The sequence below is a fragment of the Pedococcus sp. NPDC057267 genome, assembly GCF_042668795.1.
In the GTDB taxonomy this organism is placed as follows: domain Bacteria; phylum Actinomycetota; class Actinomycetes; order Actinomycetales; family Dermatophilaceae; genus Pedococcus.
Genome location: NZ_JBHUYG010000036.1, coordinates 1 through 13,792 on the forward strand (window position 1 = coordinate 1; position 13,792 = coordinate 13,792).

The window sequence follows — 13,792 nt, forward strand, 5'->3', positions numbered from 1 at the left end:
CATCAGAACCCAAGACCCGGCAGACTAGAAACTCAACGAACCGGTGGCCTCGTTTTCGAGCGTCGCATCGGCCTCATTTTCGAGCGTTGTCGACACGCGGCATGAGGGTGCTTGCATCATGGGAGTCTGACCGCATGCGAGAAGGACCACTGATTGTCCGTCGAGCGTTTGGCTACCAGGCCAGCGTCGGCCTCGCGGTGGGCGCCTACTTCACAGTCCTGCTGGCGAACGGAGGAGCACGGCCTGGACCACGAGCCGCGGGGATCATCGGATTGGTGGTTGCGGCGGTGGTGCTGTACCACCCGCTTGGGGACCGTGTGAGGTTCACTCCTGATCAAGTCGAGTACGTCAACCCCCTCGGCAGGGTCACTACGGCCTGGCCGCTCGATGGCACGTCGCGCCTGGACCTCGAACAACTGCGCACTCCCAGCCGGTGGGGGCTTACCGCCAAGGCTGCTCTAGTCCTGAAAACGCAGGGCGGAGACGCCTTGGCTCTCCCTCCAGGCAGGTACACACGTGAAGCCGCGTGGAAAAGGCTGCTCCTCGTCGCAGGAGCTGCTGGTCACCTCGATGTCAGTGCGGCCGCGAGAATCCACCTCTCGGCGGGTTCGTAGGACGATGATGCCCGTGCGGTGCGACTGCCGGGCACAGAGCGGCATGAGCGGACGTTGACCTGCCTACGCTAAGCGGGTGGGTCTCACCGACTGGCTCAGACGCCTGCGGAGTTGGCGCATCTACCGGCATGTGGAGGGGTGGCCGGAGTTAACTCCGCCGACTGTCCCACCCAAGATGCCGCCTGTTTTTAGCAACAGCGATCGCCCCCGACTTCCGCAATGAGGTCAAGACGGCCAGGAGCCTGACCCGCTTTCCCGGACACCTGAGCTGAGGCGATGATCGCCTTGGAGAGGAGTCCGTCAGATGCCTGCACCGAAGCCGCCGGAGTTCCGGCGTCGTGCTCTTGATCTGGTCGCTGCCGGTGAGCCGGTTGCCCGGGTCGCCAAGGACCTGAACATCAGCGAGTCCTGCCTGCGCCGGTGGATGGAGGTCGACGCGGTCGACGCGGGCCGCAAGGAGGGCTTGACCAGCGCCGAGAAGAAGGAGCTGGTCGAGCTGCGCCGGCGCAACCGGGTGCTGGAGATGGAGATCGAGATCCTCAAGCGCGCCAGCGCGTACTTCGCCAGGGAGAACGTCCTCCCAAAACACTGATCCCGCTGGTCCAAGAGCTGGCCGCCGACACTGTTCCCGTCGCGGTGACCTGCCGGGTGCTGAACCTGCCACGCTCGAGCTACTACGACGCGTTGTCACGACCGCCGTCGACGCGGTCGGTGGCCGATGCGGAGCTGACTGCCACGATCACCACGGTCCACGCCGAGTCCCGCGGCACCTACGGCGCACCGAGGGTGCACGCCGAACTCACCTTGGGCCTGGGCCTGCGATGTGGTCGCAAACGGGTCGCCCGGCTGATGCGGGCGGCCGGCATCGCCGGGGTCTGCCACCAGCGCAAACACCGGCACCGCCCGGCACCGGCCACCCATGAGGACCTGGTCCAGCGGGACTTCACCGCCACTAGTCCGGACCGGGTCTGGTTCACCGACGTCACCCAACACCGTGCGGCCGACGGATGGGTGTACTGCTGCGCCGTGATCGACGCCTACTCCCGCCGGGTCGTGGGCTGGGCCATCGCCGACCACATCCGATCCGAGCTGGTCGTCGACGCCCTCGACATGGCCCGCTGGCAACGACGACCCGCTCCTGGGACCGTCGTCCACTCCGACCGAGGAAGCACCTACACGTCGTGGGTCTTCGGCCACAGGCTGCGCCAGGCCGGGCTACTCGGATCCATGGGCCGGGTCGCCTCCAGCGTCGACAACGCGTTGATCGAGTCGTTCTGGTCGACCATGCAACGCGAGCTCCTGGACCGCCGGAACTGGACGTCCAAGTTCGAGCTGGCCTCAGCGATCTTCGAATGGATCGAGGGCTGGTACAACCCCCGCCGTCGCCACTCCGCCCTGGGATACCTGTCCCCGCACGAGTTCGAAACCCTTCACACGACCACGCTCACCGCTGCATGATCAACCAACCAAGACTGTCCGGGAAAGGGGGGCAGGCTCCGCCAAGACCTTCAGCGCGCTCTGCGGGGTGCTCTCTAGGGGTCGACGCAACACTTCTCTGATCGGAGGAGGTTGCGATGGTCCGTCGCTATCAGAGGTTGTCGCCGGCGCAGGTCGATGAGATCTGGGTGCGGTTGCGTGCTGGTCATGCGGCCAAGCCGACGGCGCGGGCGTTGGGGTTGCCGACGAGCACGGTGCGCACCTACCTGTTGCGCTGTGGTGGCATCCGCCCGGTTCCTCGACACCGGGCTGGGGGACGGTTGCGGTTCGAGGAGCGGGAGGAGATCTCTCGTGGCCTGGCGGCCGGCTGGTCGCTCCGATCGATCGCGGCCGGGCTGGGTCGGTCGACTTCGACGGTAAGCCGAGAGGTCGCAGCTGGCGGTGGGCGGCGCCGATACAGGGCCTCAGCTGCGGACCAGCGTGCCTGGGCGCGGGCGACGCGCCCCAAGGCGTGCAAGTTGGCGACGAACCCGCGGCTGGCCGAGCTGGTGGCCGAGAAGCTTGAGCGACGATGGTCACCACAGCAGATCGCCGGCTGGCTCAAGCTGGCCTACCCCGACAACCCGGAGATGCACGTGTCGCACGAGAGCATCTACCGCACCCTGTTCGTGCAGTTCCGCGGCGCGTTACGACGTGAACTGACCGCTCACCTACGCACCGGGCGGGTGATCCGGCACCCCCGTGGTGCGCGTCTGCCCGACGGACGTGGCGGCCGCCCGGGGATCTTGCACATCAGCGAGCGACCTGCCGAGGCTGAGGACCGTGCTGTCCCGGGCCATTGGGAAGGAGACTTGGTCTTCGGCAAGTACATGAGCCCGGTCGCGACGTTGGTGGAACGCTCCACCCGCTACTTGCTGCTGGTGTCGCTGCCCGCCGGGAACCACAAGGCTGACGTGGTCGCCGACGCCCTCGCTGCCGCGGTCGGCCACTTGCCCGCCCAGCTGGCCAGATCGTTGACCTGGGACCAGGGCCACGAGATGGCCGCACACGCCCGGTTCACCATGGCCACCGGCATCCAGGTCTACTTCTGCGACCCCAAGTCGCCTTGGCAGCGGGGCAGCAACGAGAACACCAACGGGCTGCTGCGCCAGTACCTGCCCCGTCGACTGGACTTCCGCACCCTGACCCAACAAGACCTCGATGACATCGCACTCGAGCTCAACGACCGCCCTCGACAGACCCTCGGATTCAAGACACCATCACAAGCACTAGCCGAGGCGTTGCGTTGACCGCCTGAACTCGCAGGCATGAGCGGACGTTCCGTCACGCCACCCATGGCGGCGGCCATAATGGCGCGATGGATGAGGCCACGAAGAAGACGATCCCCTTTCTGGCCTGGTGGGTGGCTTACGCGGTGGTTGGTGCCCTCATCTTCTTGCTTTGCGGCTCCCTCCTCCGCCTCACAACGTTGGACGACACGAGCACGATCTTCTTGTCCATGCTGATGACCATGGGCGGCGGGTGGCTGGGGGCCAATGCGGTCCAGCGACGTGTTGCTCGCCGGCTGGATGCATCCAGTAGGCGCGAGCCGAAGTTCGGGCCCGGCTAGCCGCAGGTACAGGTCGCTGTCGGCTTGCGGTCAACGGAGTCTGGCCGGTCCAAGCATGACCCCCCCGGATCGCGGCATGAGCGGGCGAAGCCCCTTTGCCCCCTACTACCATGCGCCTGTGCCCACGGACTCAGAGCGCCAACGGTACGTCGAGGCGGAGATGATGAAACGCCGCCGGCGTCAGGACCGACGGTACGGTTCCGCGGTAGGTGCGACCGTGATCGTTGGCCCAGGGGCCCTGGGGTTCGCGATTGCCGATCTGGTTCACGGTGATCTGCCGCGGCTGGACCTCATTGGGTTCTTGCTCTTCGCATGGGCTGTGAGTTTTGTAGGCCTCCACGTGTGGATGTGGGAGTACTTCGTGTGGGGTCGTGCTCGCCATTCTCGCCGTTAATCTTCGTCGCTGCGCCTGGAGGCCGTGACGTCCGCACATCGGCAGTTCCGGGCCGCACCATCGGTGTCTCGAACGGCGGCGTGGACCAGTCAGACGAGTTTCACCAGGGTCGGCCACGTGCCCAGTAAAAGGCCCTTCACGGTCGGAAAGTCGTTGAGTGCGGGCTTCCAGCCATAGAGACGTCCGTCGGGCCAGGTCGGCGTAACGACGGCGAGCGAGTGGCCGTGAGCCAGCGCTTCTTCAGGCGTAACTCTCGGAGGTCTTCGGCGGCTATGAAGTGGTTTCGCTGATCGGCCTCGAGAGCCGCGGCCCGGCCTGCGCCCAGCGCCCTCGATACGCGTTTGATTTCGTACCCGTCGGCAGCTTTTGCTCCGAGCGAAACGCCAAGCCCCGCCGCTGCCGCCGACCCAAACCCTCCGCCACCTGCCCCCACCATGCCGGCGCCTGCACCGAGCAGAGCCGCTCCTACGTACGAGCCACGGATAGCCAAGATCCCGTCATCAAAGACGACCAGATCGAATGGGCCCTTCGAGTTCGTATCGACGATTACGCCGCGTGGGGCTGGTGTGACTGGGTCGCCAGTTGACTGCACCGAGCCAGCATGGCGAGTCAAGGTCCACCTCAAGTGCAAATCCGCGTCATGGCGACCTACATCGGCAGTTCGGGACCGACTGCGGTTAACCGGATCTCGGCATGAGCGGACGTTCAGGAGCGCCGCAAGCGCGTCGCTCAGAGCGAGTAACGGGCTGCGATGCCGACAAACGCGCCGACGAGCATCGCGGGGCCGAACGCGATGTGCGATCGCAGCCCCACCCTGCGCCCCGCCAGCATGACCAGCGCGACCACGCCACCCACCACGAAGCCGGCCACCGTCCCCATCACGACGGCGCCGACCCCCAGCCAGCCCAGGACGAGGCCGATGAGGCCCGACAGCTTCACGTCACCGAAGCCCAGCGAGCCCGGGGAGACCAGGGCCAGGAGGAAGTAGAGCGCGTACAGGGCCGCCCCGCACACCAGCGCCCTCACGAGGGATCCCCACTCCCCTGCCCCGAGCGAGGCAATCGCCACCAGGACGAGCAGGACGGGGTAGGCCGGCAGGACAAGGCCGTCAGGGAGACGGTGGACGTCCGCATCGATCCAGACGAGCCCGACTGCGAGCCACGCGAACGCGAGGTACGTCGGCAGGGCGGCCCAACCGGCGGTGCCACCCACCTGCCAGGCCAGCCAGCCCCACAGCAGGGCCAGCAGCCCCGCAGGCCACCACGCGTGACGCGGCAGGGCGCCCGCCTCGTCCGACTCGATGCGATACCCGCCGGTGGCGAGCTGTCGACCCGTCAGCGCACCGACGAGGGCGCCGGCCAGCGCGAAGACGACGACGAGCCACCACGCCGTCCCGGCGTGCGGCGCCCAGACGGTCACCGGGCCAGTGCCTGTCGCCCGGCGGCATACATCGCGTCCAGGGGAGGAGCCTCCCCGGTGAACAGCCGGAACTGCTCGGCGGCCTGGTGGACGAGCATGTCCAGGCCAGACAGCACGGTGGCGCCTGCCGCCGTGGCGGCACGCGCCAAGGGAGTCGGCCAGTCGGCATACACGACGTCCATGAGCGTGGTGCCGACGAGCTCCCGGCCGGGCCGACCCCCCGACGCACCACCTGGCGCACGCCCCGACGCGCCCTCCAGGGCCGCAGCGGCGGCTCCGGCACCCACGGGCGGCAGGGTGCTCACGACGAGCCGACCGGCGTCCCGCGCCCACTCCCCCAGCGCGACGACCTCGACGGCCACGCCGGCGTGCACGGCAAGCCGGAGCGTCTCGGGACGTGCCTCCCCTCGCACCGCCAGGCGCACCGAGCGCACCCCCAGCCCGGCCAGTGCCAGCAGCGCGCTGCGTGCGGTGGCGCCCCCACCGAGGACCGTCGCGGTCCCCTCGTGCGGTGCGTCGGCGAGGGCCGCCTCGATCCCGTGGACGTCGGTGTTGTGGGCGTCCCAGCCGAGGTCCTCGCGCCGGACCAGGGTGTTGACGGCCCCGGTGACGCGAGCCGTCTCCGTCGTCGTCGCCGCGAGCTCGAACGCGACTTCCTTGAGCGGCATGGTCAGGCTGAGGCCGCGCCACGACTCGTCGCGCTCTCCCACCCAGTCGGCGAGGCCGTCGGCGCCCACCTCGTGCGCGGTGTAGCGCCAGTCGGTCAGCCCGAGGGCGCGGTAGCCCGCGCTGTGCAGCGTGGGCGACAGCGAGTGGGCCACTGGCTGCCCGAGGACGGCAGCGTTCAGCACCGGTCGCTGTGCTGCCGGCACCACGACTGGAACTCCTTGACGTTCCGGTCGTGCTCGGCCTGGGTGACGGCGAACTTGGTCTGGCCCGTGTCGGGGTCGACGGTCACGAAGAACAGCCACGGCCCCGGGGTCGGGTTGGCGGCGGCCTCGATCGACGCGGCACCGGGGCTGTTGATCGGCCCGGGAGGCAGCCCCTGGACCTTGTAGGTGTTGTACGGGCTCGCGCTCTGCCGGTCGGCGTTGCTCGTGCCGGCGCGGCCACGCTTCTGCACGGCGTAGTGCACCGTGGAGTCCATCTGCAGCAACCCGAAGTTCGGCGCGCCCTTGGTCGCGAGCCGGTTGACGATGACCCGGGCGACCTTGCCGCGGTCGGCCTCGCCGCTGACCTCGCCCTCGACGATCGAGGCCACGGTCAGGACCCGCTCCGAGTCGGCCTCGGCCACCCCTGCCTTCGACAGCTCGCTCACCGTCATGGCGACCATCTGCTTGAGCTGGTCCGTGGCGGTGGCGTCCTTGGCGAACTCGTACGTCGACGGGAACAGCCAGCCCTCGACGTTGCCCTTCGCCTCGGCCGGCAGGCCGAGCGCGGTCGGGTCCTTCGCCGCGGCCTGGTAGTCGGCCAAGGGCACGCCAGTCGCCTTGGACAGGGCAGCGAAGACCTCGTCCTTCCACAACCCCTCACGGATCGTGATCCCGGGGGCCTTGGTGCGGTTCCTGACGTCGAGCAGGATCGCGAGCGCGTCGACCGCCCTCATCTGCTTGCGGAACGTGTAGGTCCCCGGCTGGATGCTCGTGATGCGCGGGTTCGCGGCAGCCGCGTCCGCGAACGCCTTGGTCGACTTGACCACGCCCGCCGCGACGAGGGCACGGCCCATGGCCGGCGGCAGGTCGCCGTCCTTGATGGTCACCTGCACCTGCCCGGTGCCCGGGCCGGGGTAGTCGTTGCTCTCCAGGAACCCGTCCACGACCGGCCGCAGGACCGTGTATGCCGCGAGCGCGGCGGCCGCGACGATGGCCAGGGCGACGACCAGGATGCCGAACCGGCGGCCACGGCGACGGCGGCGCATCGGCCGGTGGTGCCGCTCCGAGCGCGTGCGCGTCGCGCGCCCGACGTGGTGCTCATGGTGATCGTCGTGCCCCCCGAAGATCGAGTGATCCAGCCGGGGCTCGGTCATCGGTGCCTGTCCTTCGTCCTGGGCTTGCGCCCACCGTTCCTGACCAGCTCACCGGGCGGGCGCCCTGAGCTGCGCTCCGCGTCCAGTGCCGCCTGCAGGATGAGGACTGCTGCCGCCTGGTCGACGACGGCCCGCTGGGACCGGCCGCCGACACCGCTGGCGCGGAGCTGGCGGTGGGCCTCGACCGTGGTGTTCCGCTCGTCGACGAGACGCACGGGCACCGGGGCGACGCGAACCGCCAGCCGCCCAGCATACGTGCGTGCGATGCCAGCGGCGGGACCTTCGGCGCCCGAAAGTGAGCGTGGCAGGCCCACGACCACCTCGACCGCCTCGAGCTCACGCACCAGCTCGGCGATCTCCTCGACGTCGGTCGGGGCCTGGGCGGTCTCGTCGGGGTCCCTCGGCACGGTCCGGACCGGGGTGGCCAGCAGGGCCGATGGGTCGCTCGCGGCGACGCCGACGCGCACGCTGCCGACGTCGATGCCCACCCGCCGGCCTGGGCGCGTGGGCATCGACATGTCGTGCAGGTCGGTCACCCGGCCGAGCCGTTCCGGACGGCCGCGTCGACCTGTCCGAGGGCCTCGCCGGTGCGGCTGGCGTCGGTGCCGCCGCCCTGGGCCAGGTCGTCCTTGCCGCCGCCACCGCCGCCGAGCGCCTGGGCCGCGACCCGGACCAGCGCCCCGGCGCGGATCCCGCGCTCCCGGGCACCGGCGTTGGTGGCGACGACGACCGACGGGCGCCCCTTGGCCACGCCGGTCAGGGCGACGACCGCGGGAGCCGCGTCGCCGAGCCGTCCGCGCAGGTCCAGCGCCATCGTGCGCAGGTCGTCCGCGGACGCACCCTCACCGGCGTCGTGCGTGAGCAGGCGCACACCGGCCACGTCGCGGGCGTACTCCACGAGCCGCCCGGTCTGTGCCTGGACCTGCTCGCGGTGCATCCGCTCGATCTCGCGCTCGGCCTCGCGGACCCGCGCCACGAGCTGCGCCACGCGCTCCTTGAGCTCGCCGGGCTGGACCTTGACGATGTCGGTCAGCTCCGCGACCAGCGCACGCTCCTTGGCCAGGTACCGCAGGGCGTCCATGCCGACGAACGCCTCGAGCCGCCGCACGCCCGAGCCGACCGAGGACTCACCCGTGACCGACAGCGCGCCGATCTGGCTCGAGTGGCCGACGTGCGTGCCACCGCACAGCTCGCGCGACCACGGACCGCCGATCTCGATGACACGGACCTGCTCGTCGTAGGTCTCGCCGAACAGTGCCAGCGCACCGAACTCGCGCGCCTCGGGCAGGGTCATGTACTGCGCCGAGACGGGCAGGTCGCGGCGCACCGCGAGGTTCGCCACCTCCTCGATCTCGCTGCGGGTCTCGGCGCTGAGCGCCTGGCCCCAGGCGAAGTCCAGGCGCAGGTAGCCGGGCTTGTTGTAGGAGCCGGACTGCAGCGCGGACGGACCGAGCACCTGGCGCAGCGCCGCGTGCACGACGTGGGTGCCGGAGTGCGCCTGGCACGCCGAGATGCGCCACTCGGGGTCGACCTCGGCGCTGACCTCGAGGCCCTCGCGGACGGGCCCGGTGAGGACCTCGACGGTGTGCACGACCAGGCCCTTGACCGGGCGCTGGACGTCGACGACCTTGAGGTGCGCCCCATCGGCGACGATGACGCCCTCGTCGGCGATCTGGCCGCCGGACTCGGCGTAGAACGGCGTGCGGTCGAGCACGACCTGCCCGCGCTGGCCCGGCTCGAGCTCCTGGACCCGCTCCCCGTCGACGACGAGGCCGAGGACCTTCCCCTCGGTCGTCAGCTCCGAGTACGCGCGCCAGTCGGTCGCGCCGAGCGCGCGCAGGTCCTTCCAGACCTCGGTGTTGGCGTGGCCACCCTTCTTGGCCTTCGCGTCCGCCTTGGCCCGCTCGCGCTGCTCCTGCATGAGCCTCGTGAAGCCCTCGCGGTCGACCTCCAGGCCCTGCTCGGCCGCCATCTCCAGGGTGAGGTCGATCGGGAACCCGTAGGTGTCGTGCAGCTGGAACGCCTGCTCGCCCGCCAGCGTGCGGCCCCCGGACTCCTTGGTGCGGGTCACCGCGGTGTCGAGGATCGTCGTGCCCGCAGCGAGGGTGCGCCGGAAGGCGTCCTCCTCGGCATACGCGATCTGGGAGATCCGCTCGAAGCCGTCGCGCAGCTCGGGGTAGGACTGGCTCATCCGCTGCATCGAGACAGGCAGCAGCAGCGGCAGGCTCGGCTCGTCGTAGCCGAGCAGGCGCATCGAGCGCACCGCGCGGCGCAGCATCCGCCGCAGGACGTACCCACGGCCCTCGTTGCCCGGGGTGACGCCGTCGCCGATGAGCATCAGGCTGGAACGCACGTGGTCGGCCACGACACGCAGCCGGACGTCGTCGGGGTGGCTGTGCGCCGCGTCGTGCCCGGACTGCTGGCCGTACTTCCTGCCGGTGAGCTCGGCCGCCCGCTCGAGGACGGGGTAGACCTCGTCGATCTCGTACATGTTGTCGACGCCCTGCAGGATCGAGGCGATCCGCTCCAGGCCCATGCCGGTGTCGATGTTCGGCTTGGGCAGCGGGCCGGAGACGTCGAAGTCGACCTTGCTGCGGACCTGCGACAGCCGGGACTGCATGAAGACGAGGTTCCAGACCTCCATGAACCGGTCCTCGTCGACCGCCGGGCCGCCGTCGGGGCCGTACTCAGGGCCGCGGTCGACGTAGATCTCCGAGCACGGGCCGCCCGGTCCGGGCACGCCCATGTGCCAGTAGTTGTCGGCCAGCCCACGGCGCACGATCCGCTCGCGCGGGATGTCGGTGAGCTCCACCCACAGGTCCGCGGCCTCGTCGTCGTCCTCGAAGACGGTCGCCCACAGCTTGTCGGGCTCGATGCCGTAGCCCCCCTGCGCCTGCGGGGTGGTCAGCAGCTCCCAGGCGAACTCGATCGCCCCGGCCTTGAAGTAGTCGCCGAAGGAGAAGTTGCCGTTCATCTGGAAGAACGTGCCGTGGCGGGAGGTCTTGCCGACCTCCTCGATGTCCTGGGTGCGCACGCACTTCTGCACCGAGGTGGCCCGGTCCCACTGCGGGGTCTGCTGGCCGAGGAAGTACGGCTTGAACGGGACCATGCCCGCGTTGACGAACAGCAGGTTCGGGTCGTCGTAGATGAGCGGTGCGGACGGGACGACGGTGTGGCCCTTGCCCTCGAAGAAGGAGAGCCAGCGGCGCCTGATCTCGGCGGTTTCCATGGGTGAATCAGTCCTTAAGCGCATGCCGCGCGTCTGCTGGCGGACATGACGAATCGTACGGGCAGAGCGGTGGGGTGTGGGGGGCGGCCGCGCGGTGCGCCGGCGCCCCTACCGAGCTCGGTGCGCCCCGGGACCCGTCGGGTCGTCGAGCAGCGCCCGCGCCGAGTCCGCGTCGAGCCGGGGACGGCCGGCGACGTCGTCCACCGTGTCGGTGTCGATGCCCAGCGCGAGCCGCAGCTCGCCCTCGCGCTGCTCCATGCCCTCGCGCACGGCGGCCGCGAGCTCGCGCAGCCCCTCACCGAAGTCGGACAGGCCGTGGGCGACCCCCGTGGGGGTGTAAGCCTGCGCGGCCTTGCTCAGCCGGCGCACGGCATACACACCGGCGGCGGCGCCCAGGGCGGTCCAGAAGAGTCGGGACACCGGCGATCAGCCCCTGCGGCGGCGACGGCCGCCCGCGTTGCGCTGCCCGCCGCCACCGAGCGCCGAGCGCACGCCGTACGTGAAGGCCGCGACCTTGACGACCGGGCTGCCGAGCGTCGCCGCGAACAGGGACGTCAGCGCGCTGGCGTTGGTGGTGATCGCCGAGACGTTGGTGGTGATGGTGTCGACCCGGGCCAGCTGCTCGTTGGTCAGGCTGACGGTGTCGGTGAGCTTGAGCAGCGTCGGCTGGACGTTCTCGGTCGTCGTGCGGACGCTGACCCTCGTCTCGTCGAGGATCTTGCCGGCCTTGCCGATCACGCTCCCCAGGCGGAGGACGAGGAACGCGAAGGCCAACGCGGCGACCATGCCCGCGATGTCGCCCAGACTCACTGAATCCATGGCGAGCACCCTACCCCGAGGCCCGCGACTCGCTCGTCCGACTCGTCGGCCGTGCTCAGCCGCCGCGGCGACCCCTCGTCGCTGTCGGTGGGCAGGTGCACGATGCCGCCATGGACACCACAGGACGGTACGAGCTGGTCGCCTTCGACGTCCCGGACGCGGGGGCTGCCGCGCGCTTCTGGGCCGACCTCACGGGGTGGGAGGTGGTGCGCGACGTCGGCGACTGGGCGACCCTCCGCGCGCCCGACGGGCAGGAGGTCGCCTTCCAGCAGGTCGCCGACCACCGCGCACCGCAGTGGCCCGGGCAGGAGCACCCGCAACAGGCCCATCTCGACCTGCTCGTCAACGGCACCGAGGCGGCCGCCGAGCGCGCGGTCTCCCTCGGCGCCACCCGCCTCGCCGACGGCGCGTCCTGGGTGACGCTGGCCGACCCCGCGGGGCACCCCTTCGACCTCTGCCAGAAGGACGGTCAGGAGGGGGTCGGCCTCTACGCGGTGACCTACGACGCGCCGGACGCCTCCGCCCTCGCCCGCTTCTACGCCGGGCTCTTCGGGGTGGAGGTGGCCTACGACGGCCCGGAGGGCGCGATGGTCACGACCGACGGCCACACGCTCATGCTGCAGCAGGTGCAGGGGTACACCGCGCCGCGCTGGCCCGATCCCGAGCACCCGCAGCAGGCGCACCTCGACGTGCTGGTCGACGACCTCGACGCCGCCGTCGCGCGGGCGCTGGAGCTGGGTGCCACGGAGCTGCACGGCGGCGGTGACGGCTGGCGGACGCTCGCCGACCCAGCAGGGCACCCCTTCGACCTCACGACGGGCTGAGGCGACAGGGGGGTCGGCCGCCGCGAGCTGACGACGCACAGACCCGCGAAGGGCGGTCAGCTGCCCCGGATGCGCTCCTTGAGCCAGGTCCAGCGCTGCTGCAGCCGGGCCTCGAACCCCCGGTCGGTGGGTCGGTAGTAGTCGGTACGGCCCTGCAGGTCGTCCGGCAGGTACGCCTGCCGGGCGACGCCCTCCGGCTCGTCGTGCGCGTAGACGTACCCGTCGCCGTGCCCGAGCCGGCTGGCGCCGGCATACCCGCTGCCGCGCAGGTGGGGTGGCACGAGCCCTCCCTTGCCGGCCCTGACGTCCGCGATGGCCTCGTTGATGCCGGTGTATGCCGCGTTGCTCTTGGGCGCTAGCGCGTTGTGCACGACCGCCTGGGCCAGGATGATCCGCGCCTCCGGCATCCCGATCTGGGCGACGGCGTGCATGGCCGCGACCGCCGTGTGCAGCGCGGTGGGGTCGCCCATGCCGACGTCCTCCGAGGCGGAGATGACGATGCGGCGGGCGATGAACCGCGGGTCCTCCCCCGCCTCGAGCATGCGGGCGAGGTAGTGCAGCGCCGCGTCGACGTCGGAGCCGCGCATGGACTTGATGAGCGCCGAGGCCACGTCGTAGTGCTGGTCCCCGGTGCGGTCGTAGCGGACGGCGGCGTGCGCGACCGCCTGCTCGGTGTGCGCGAGCGTGATCTCGACCGGGCCGTCGACCTCGACGCCGGGCGCGAGGCCGTCCTGGGCGACACCGGCGGCCGCCTCGAGCGAGGTGAGGGAGCGGCGGGCGTCGCCGCCGGCGATCCGGACCAGGTGGTCCCGGGCGTCGTCGGCGAGGGTGTACTCGCCCGCCAGGCCGCGCTCGTCGAGCAGGGCGGACTCGAGGACGTCCGCGACCTCGTCGTCGGTGAGCGGGGCGAGGGTCACGAGCATCGACCGGGACAGCAGCGGGGCGATGACGGAGAACGACGGGTTCTCCGTCGTGGCGGCGACGAGGATGACCTGCCGGTTCTCGACGCCGGGGAGCAGCGCGTCCTGCTGGGCCTTGGTGAAGCGGTGGATCTCGTCGAGGAACAGCACGGTCTGGCGGTCGAACATGTCCCGCTCGCGCAGGGCCTGCTCCATGACGGCACGGACGTCCTTCACCCCGGCGGTGACCGCCGAGAGCTCGACGAACCGGCGGTCCGCGGCGTTGGCCACGAGGTGGGCGAGGGTGGTCTTGCCGGTGCCGGGCGGACCCCAGATGATCGCCGACAGCGGTCCGGCCGAGCCGCCCGACCCCTCGATCAGCCGGCGCAGCGGACTGCCCGGGCGCAGCACGTCGGACTGCCCGCGGACCTCCTCCAGCGAGCGCGGCCGCATCCTGACGGCGAGGGGAGGCAGCGAGGCGCCCGACGGCATACGATCGCCGGCCCCGCCTCCAGCCGAAGC

At 70.6% G+C, this 13,792-nt stretch carries 13 protein-coding genes; 5 read left to right on the forward strand and 8 right to left on the reverse strand.

Annotated elements, in window-relative coordinates; genetic code table 11:
* Positions 1–918 precede the first annotated feature (918 nt).
* From ACFUC1_RS09725 to ACFUC1_RS09740, 4 genes are all read left to right on the forward strand, one after another.
* Positions 919–1,206, forward strand: a complete 288-nt coding sequence (locus tag ACFUC1_RS09725) for a transposase (protein WP_379119095.1) — start codon at positions 919–921, stop codon at positions 1,204–1,206.
* Positions 1,207–1,223: 17 nt separating this feature from the next.
* The gene (locus ACFUC1_RS09730) at positions 1,224–2,072 is read left to right on the forward strand and encodes an IS3 family transposase (protein WP_379119160.1); all 849 of its coding nucleotides are present in this window, start codon (positions 1,224–1,226) and stop codon (positions 2,070–2,072) included.
* Between the two features lie 116 nt (positions 2,073–2,188).
* Positions 2,189–3,340 carry an IS30 family transposase gene (locus ACFUC1_RS09735; protein WP_379119097.1) on the forward strand — a complete coding sequence of 384 codons (1,152 nt, stop codon included), beginning with the start codon at positions 2,189–2,191 and terminating at the stop codon, positions 3,338–3,340.
* 68 nt (positions 3,341–3,408) lie between these two features.
* Positions 3,409–3,660, forward strand: a complete 252-nt coding sequence (locus tag ACFUC1_RS09740; RefSeq protein WP_379119099.1) for a hypothetical protein — start codon at positions 3,409–3,411, stop codon at positions 3,658–3,660.
* A 1,123-nt stretch (positions 3,661–4,783) separates the two neighbouring features.
* Here ACFUC1_RS09740 and ACFUC1_RS09745 read toward each other — a convergent pair.
* The 7 genes from ACFUC1_RS09745 to ACFUC1_RS09775 form a co-directional block, all read right to left on the reverse strand.
* Complete coding sequence (locus ACFUC1_RS09745; protein ID WP_379119101.1) at positions 4,784–5,473, reverse strand: prepilin peptidase; 690 nt, start codon at positions 5,471–5,473, stop codon at positions 4,784–4,786.
* Positions 5,470–6,348 carry a shikimate dehydrogenase gene (locus ACFUC1_RS09750; RefSeq protein ID WP_379119104.1) on the reverse strand — a complete coding sequence of 293 codons (879 nt, stop codon included), beginning with the start codon at positions 6,346–6,348 and terminating at the stop codon, positions 5,470–5,472. The genes ACFUC1_RS09745 and ACFUC1_RS09750 overlap by 4 nt, the downstream gene beginning before the upstream one ends.
* On the reverse strand, positions 6,318–7,499 hold the full coding sequence (gene mltG, locus ACFUC1_RS09755) for an endolytic transglycosylase MltG (RefSeq protein ID WP_379119107.1): 1,182 nt from the start codon (positions 7,497–7,499) through the stop codon (positions 6,318–6,320). The genes ACFUC1_RS09750 and mltG overlap by 31 nt, the downstream gene beginning before the upstream one ends.
* The gene (gene ruvX, locus ACFUC1_RS09760) at positions 7,496–8,011 is read right to left on the reverse strand and encodes a Holliday junction resolvase RuvX (protein ID WP_379119109.1); all 516 of its coding nucleotides are present in this window, start codon (positions 8,009–8,011) and stop codon (positions 7,496–7,498) included. Before ruvX ends, mltG begins: the two co-directional genes overlap by 4 nt.
* 20 nt (positions 8,012–8,031) lie before the next feature.
* Positions 8,032–10,728 carry an alanine--tRNA ligase gene (alaS, locus tag ACFUC1_RS09765; RefSeq protein ID WP_379119111.1) on the reverse strand — a complete coding sequence of 899 codons (2,697 nt, stop codon included), beginning with the start codon at positions 10,726–10,728 and terminating at the stop codon, positions 8,032–8,034.
* Positions 10,729–10,836: 108 nt separating this feature from the next.
* Positions 10,837–11,148, reverse strand: a complete 312-nt coding sequence (locus ACFUC1_RS09770) for a DUF6167 family protein (protein ID WP_379119113.1) — start codon at positions 11,146–11,148, stop codon at positions 10,837–10,839.
* Between the two features lie 6 nt (positions 11,149–11,154).
* The gene (locus tag ACFUC1_RS09775; RefSeq protein ID WP_379119162.1) at positions 11,155–11,538 is read right to left on the reverse strand and encodes a DUF948 domain-containing protein; all 384 of its coding nucleotides are present in this window, start codon (positions 11,536–11,538) and stop codon (positions 11,155–11,157) included.
* Positions 11,539–11,657: 119 nt separating this feature from the next.
* On the opposite strand from ACFUC1_RS09775, the gene ACFUC1_RS09780 reads away from it, so the two are divergent.
* Entirely contained in the window at positions 11,658–12,371 is a 714-nt protein-coding gene (locus tag ACFUC1_RS09780; protein ID WP_379119115.1) for a VOC family protein, read from the forward strand.
* A 56-nt stretch (positions 12,372–12,427) separates the two neighbouring features.
* Here ACFUC1_RS09780 and ACFUC1_RS09785 read toward each other — a convergent pair whose 3' ends face one another.
* Positions 12,428–13,762 carry a replication-associated recombination protein A gene (locus ACFUC1_RS09785; RefSeq protein WP_379119164.1) on the reverse strand — a complete coding sequence of 445 codons (1,335 nt, stop codon included), beginning with the start codon at positions 13,760–13,762 and terminating at the stop codon, positions 12,428–12,430.
* Positions 13,763–13,792: the final 30 nt, after the last annotated feature.

Excerpts from the sequence above, each read along its gene's own strand:
- ACFUC1_RS09725 (WP_379119095.1), top strand. The coding sequence starts at position 919 with ATGCCTGCACCGAAGCCGCCGGAGTTCCGGCGTCGTGCTCTTGATCTG.
- ACFUC1_RS09735 (WP_379119097.1), top strand. The coding sequence starts at position 2,189 with ATGGTCCGTCGCTATCAGAGGTTGTCGCCGGCGCAGGTCGATGAGATC.
- ACFUC1_RS09740 (WP_379119099.1), top strand. The coding sequence starts at position 3,409 with ATGGATGAGGCCACGAAGAAGACGATCCCCTTTCTGGCCTGGTGGGTG.
- mltG (WP_379119107.1), bottom strand. The coding sequence starts at position 7,499 with ATGACCGAGCCCCGGCTGGATCACTCGATCTTCGGGGGGCACGACGAT.
- ruvX (WP_379119109.1), bottom strand. The coding sequence starts at position 8,011 with ATGCCCACGCGCCCAGGCCGGCGGGTGGGCATCGACGTCGGCAGCGTG.
- alaS (WP_379119111.1), bottom strand. The coding sequence starts at position 10,728 with ATGGAAACCGCCGAGATCAGGCGCCGCTGGCTCTCCTTCTTCGAGGGC.
- ACFUC1_RS09780 (WP_379119115.1), top strand. The coding sequence starts at position 11,658 with ATGGACACCACAGGACGGTACGAGCTGGTCGCCTTCGACGTCCCGGAC.
- ACFUC1_RS09785 (WP_379119164.1), bottom strand. The coding sequence starts at position 13,762 with ATGCCGTCGGGCGCCTCGCTGCCTCCCCTCGCCGTCAGGATGCGGCCG.